A 3,851-nucleotide genomic window follows, 5' to 3' on the forward strand; every position below is an offset into this window, starting at 1 on the left:
AGGATGGAACTATAAAGATATATTTGGTTTACTATACACGTGAATGATTGGTCTGCACTGTCCTTGCAGTTTGGCAAACTGTTGCTGGCTGCCGTGTTGGGAGGCATTATTGGCTTTGAGCGGGAATCGCATGGGCAGGCTGCGGGGTTTCGTACCTACCTGGTGGTTTCAACGGGGGCATGTCTGATGATGCTTCTTTCGCTTCAGATTGAGGCGATATACCACAGCTTTGACGTCAGCCATTCGGTGGTTAGGCTTGACCCGGGGCGAATTGCCTCCTATGCAATTGCCGGCATGGGGTTTCTTGGCTCCGGGGCGATTATCAAGGGGAAGGGGTCGGTGCGTGGGTTGACCACCGCCGCAGGACTCTGGATCGCAACCGGTATCGGTTTGTCCATTGGGGCGGGGCTGATATACCAGACGCTGTTTGCCACATGCGTGATCCTTGTTGCCCTGTATTGGGTACATCCTGTCAGAAGGCTCACTCCACACAGGCTCTACAGCATAGTAACGGTCAAGTTTGCACACGATGAGGATGCCCTAGCCAAACTCAAGACGGTACTTGACGAGTTCCCATCCGTAGTAGTCCAAAGTTATAGTTACGAGTTCGATGTTGCTTCGCAGGTGGCCACATACCGGATACGCATCTACAGCACCAGCGACAAGGATTGGTCTGAGGTCGTAAACAGATTCCTGCTAATCAAGACTGTCAAATGGGTCAGTTGGACGGAGAGCGACGTCCCCTGATGTTGAATATAAATTCGCACACGACTAAATTGACCACAGGCGAACTAACCGTCAAGGCAGACAACGAACTGCTAAAGCTCGCGGGGTTTGGTTCACGTGCAAACGAAAAACGGGGATTTGTCTTTGTCAGCAAGGTGCTTGGCAAACACGTTGCCGTTGCGCCATCCGCAATGGATGCCGCTGCCACGACGTTGGCTGCCCTGGTACGAACGGAACTTGCATCGTCGGGGCCGATTGTAGTCATCGGTTTTGCAGAGACGGCAACTGGTCTGGGAAACTGCATCTATGAACGTCTGGAGACAGAGCAATCGTTTTACATACACACTACACGCTACAAGCTGTCATCACCCATGCTGCTGGAGTTCAGCGAGGAGCACTGCCATGCGCCGTCACACTATCTGTACGCCGTAAGGGATGCAACCCTGGCGGACATCCTGCGCACTGCGGAGACCATCGTCCTGGTAGATGACGAAATAACCACGGGAAACACCATCCGAAACATCGTCCTGCGATTGCGGGAGACCCTGCCACGGGTACAGAGATACGTTGTGGCCTCGTACCTCAATTGGATGCGTGAACCGATAGATGGTATAACATTTGTGAGCCTCATAAGTGGAGAGGTACATTTTAAGAAGGGCAATGTGTCTGTTGCGCACGGCTTTACGTCGGTATGCCGCCACGACGGCTACATGGATGCCGTGGTGCCGCACAACTTTGGACGCTTTGGGGTCAGGAGGATGACCATTGATGGTGGCGCGGTCATTGCTCCGGGGCAGTGGGTGGCAGGGGCAAGGGTGCTGGTTCTTGGAACGGGGGAGTTTATGTATGTGCCATTTTTGTTGGCCAGGTGGCTTGAGCAAAGCGGCGTTGACGTGTATTATCAGTCAACCACGCGCTCGCCGCTCAACGTCGATGGCGACATCAAAAGCGCCATCCGCTTTAAGGATAACTATGGCGAGGACATCGACAACTTCCTATACAACGTAACCCCCGGCATGTACGACGTCATCCTGATATGTTACGAAACCCCAACAATCGCCGACAATCACACCTTGAGCGCCATCCTACGTGGATACGCACCAGAGGTCAGGGAGGTCTTTCTTACATCCCAGGGGACAATTAAGTACATAGACAGAAGTTTTTATATAAACGTTAGGGTTTAGCATTATGGGGTCAAGGGGACTGGGGGGGCGGAGCCGCCCTCCTTTTGATCGGGGCTATTCGGGCTGGAAACCATAATCCATCAATTGTTCAAAGGTATAGGGGCATGTCTCAGGTAATTGCCTGGCGCTAATTCCAGTTTCAGCTTCAAATTCTCGTTTGGCTGCTACGAATCCTTTAGCTATAACGGCTTCTATATTATGTTTTAAGCTAGGACTGTCCCCAAGCAGGTACTTAATTTCGGTTCTTTGGTTACCTATTGTTGCAGTCCAACTTCCACAACGCAGTTTTGGTTGATACTGCCATTTCAGGAGGTGCATTATTAACACCGTCAATCGGCTCAACAGCTCTCGTTTGTTATTTCTGGCCATGCCCTCCAGCTCCTCTACTATATTTTCCATATCTATCTCTGCAAATCTGCCCTGCCGCAACAGGTCGGCATTATGAAACGCCCACTGATAAAAATCAACCTCATAGAGGGCACGAGCCGTAAGCGTGTCGTTAGCTGTTAAGGTATCCATAGTTATTATGATAACATTATCCATGAAATGTGTCAAGGTGGCAAGCATAAGACCCTCCTCAGACCCACTTGACCCCATACTTGCAATGGCTGGTAGTTGAGTTGGGTGTGGGGATGCACATCGTTGGTTGTGTTTTTTTACCATGCTATACATATAAATATTTTGGAATGTGAAGTAAACTTTTCAAAAGTAAATTTATCTTGACAGCATATAAATTTTCAGTTATGATAGAAAAAGGCATTAAATACGGAGGATTTTTGAAGTACTGTACAGGATTACACGGGCGGGCAATGGGCAGTGTCACAATCAACTGTGGGTGTTGGGAGTTAATAACAATAGACACGGTAAAATGCTACAATATTGCAGACACAACAATGGCATAACATGATTTTATTAAACCATACAGGAGGGAAGTAATGATTACATTTAATCGATTTTCGTTTACCAATAAACCGACATTGGTTATTGTTAATTTGGTGTTAATCACTATAATCGGAGGGATGTGCCTTGTGTGCCCCGTCCACGCTTTTGCGAAGTATGACTTTGACGGCGATGGCAAGAGCGACATCTTGTGGCAAAATATACTAACAGGTGATGTTGGCATATGGCTAATGAACGGTGCAAGGTACTTATCGCTTGGTTCACCCGGTAAGACAGAATATTACTGGCAGGTTGTAGGTGTGGGTGACTTTAACGGTGATGGCAAATCAGATATCTTGTTTCAGAACTATTCAAGCGATGAAATTGCTATTTGGTTAATGAACGGTACAAAGTTTTCTTCATATGGTTCACCTGGTAAGACAGATTATAAATGGCAGGTTGCAGGTGTAGGTGATTTTAACGGTGATGGCAAGAGCGACATACTATGGCAGAACACCTCAACTGATGAGTTTGTTATATGGTTAATAAATGGTACAAATTATACTTCAATTAGCCCGCCTGGTATGGTAGGTGGTGTTTGGCAGGTTGCAGGTGTAGGTGATTTTAACGGTGATGGCAAGGGCGACATTCTTTGGCAAAATGTCTCAACCAGTGAAATAACTATATGGTTAATGAACGGTACACATCATACTTCAACCAGTTCACTTGGTGAAACAGGTGGTGGTTGGCGGAGCATGGGTGTAGGTGACTATAACGGTGATGGCAAATCAGACATCTTGTTTCAAGATTATACAACTGGCCAGATTGCGATTTGGTTGATGAACGGTTCGAGTCGTCTTTTGTATGATTCACCTGATACTGTGTATGACCCGTACTGGGAAATGTTTTTTTAAGGAGGAATAATCATGTATAGAAAAACAATAAATGTTTTAACTATGGTTTCGCACTTTCTGGATTCCTGCTTTCGCAGGAATGACATATAACAGCCAAAATCGCCACTTACTGTCATTCCCGTGAAAACGGGAATCCATTTTCAAGAAC

Annotated in this window: 4 protein-coding genes; 3 read left to right on the top strand and 1 reads right to left on the bottom strand. The window is 47.2% G+C overall.

Annotation, left to right across the window (positions count from 1 at the left end; all coding sequences use genetic code 11):
- Positions 1–39 precede the first annotated feature (39 nt).
- A complete protein-coding gene (locus HWQ67_RS14075) occupies positions 40–747 on the top strand; it encodes an MgtC/SapB family protein (protein WP_218253323.1) in 708 nt (235 codons plus the stop codon).
- The gene (locus HWQ67_RS14080; RefSeq protein ID WP_218253324.1) at positions 747–1,910 is read left to right on the top strand and encodes a phosphoribosyltransferase family protein; all 1,164 of its coding nucleotides are present in this window, start codon (positions 747–749) and stop codon (positions 1,908–1,910) included. Before HWQ67_RS14075 ends, HWQ67_RS14080 begins: the two co-directional genes overlap by 1 nt.
- 54 nt (positions 1,911–1,964) lie before the next feature.
- Here the strand turns inward: HWQ67_RS14080 and HWQ67_RS14085 are convergent, their stop codons facing one another.
- Entirely contained in the window at positions 1,965–2,477 is a 513-nt protein-coding gene (locus HWQ67_RS14085) for a DUF29 domain-containing protein (protein WP_218253325.1), read from the bottom strand.
- A 368-nt stretch (positions 2,478–2,845) separates the two neighbouring features.
- Between HWQ67_RS14085 and HWQ67_RS14090 the strand changes: the two genes are divergently transcribed.
- Entirely contained in the window at positions 2,846–3,703 is an 858-nt protein-coding gene (locus HWQ67_RS14090) for an FG-GAP repeat domain-containing protein (RefSeq protein ID WP_218253326.1), read from the top strand.
- The last annotated feature ends 148 nt before the right edge of the window (positions 3,704–3,851 follow it).

It is taken from the genome of Candidatus Magnetobacterium casense (assembly GCF_019173545.1).
GTDB lineage: Bacteria > Nitrospirota > Thermodesulfovibrionia > Thermodesulfovibrionales > Magnetobacteriaceae > Magnetobacterium > Magnetobacterium cryptolimnobacter.